At 60.2% G+C, this 758-nt stretch carries 1 protein-coding gene and 1 rRNA gene; one reads left to right on the forward strand and one right to left on the reverse strand.

Annotated features, from left to right (window positions below):
* Positions 1–270: 270 nt before the first annotated feature.
* Positions 271–576 carry a hypothetical protein gene (locus E1293_RS47205; protein ID WP_132206695.1) on the reverse strand — a complete coding sequence of 102 codons (306 nt, stop codon included), beginning with the start codon at positions 574–576 and terminating at the stop codon, positions 271–273.
* Positions 577–689: 113 nt separating this feature from the next.
* On the opposite strand from E1293_RS47205, the gene E1293_RS47210 reads away from it, so the two are divergent.
* Positions 690–758: ribosomal RNA gene (locus E1293_RS47210) — 16S ribosomal RNA — on the forward strand; the annotation flags it as partial.

Raw genomic sequence — 758 nt, forward strand, 5'->3', positions numbered from 1 at the left:
CTGTAGCCGTGGCTGGGCGGTGGGGCGGGGGGATAGGCCATTTCGGTTCCTCCATGCTCGGGCTGGGTCGTTCACCTAGATAGATGACGACCAGGCGCGCCAGGTTCCCGCTGAACAGCGGGAACCTGCATGTGAGCGGGCGGTGGAGCGTCGATTTGACGTCACGGCCCCGAACACGTAGGTTAACCCCTCGTCCCCACAAGGATGCAGGACGCCCGCATGGCGGCCGGCCGGATGATGGGGAAGCCACTGACGACTTACCGACACGGCTCAGCCGTGCCTGTTGTGTTGCGGTGGATCCGAAAAGGTCCGAGTTTGACAATCTGGCCGGATCTGATGAAATAGCTCGACCGCCCCGAAGGTGCCGCGAAAGCGACACTGGAAAGGCGTATCGGAGAAGCCCGGAAATTGACAAGCCGGGCGGAACCGATAAAGTAAAGCGAGTCGCCCCGGAGCGGGAAACGTGAAAGCGAATCCAGCGCGGTGGGTGTCCGTTTCTTGAGAACTCAACAGCGTGTTAAAAGCCAGTGCCTTTATCGGCTCGGCCTCTTTTTTGGCCGGGTCGCCCCGTGCCATCTTCGGATGGTGGGGATTTCTTTGAGGCAACACGATCCTTTCGGGGATCGTTTGCCAGGATTGTTTCCGAGGTTTGGTCGGCTGGGGTTCGCCCCCTGGTTGGTCGTTTGGCCTTAATGGAGAGTTTGATCCTGGCTCAGGACGAACGCTGGCGGCGTGCTTAACACATGCAAGTCGAGCGG

It is taken from the genome of Actinomadura darangshiensis, assembly GCF_004349235.1.
Lineage (GTDB): Bacteria > Actinomycetota > Actinomycetes > Streptosporangiales > Streptosporangiaceae > Spirillospora > Spirillospora darangshiensis.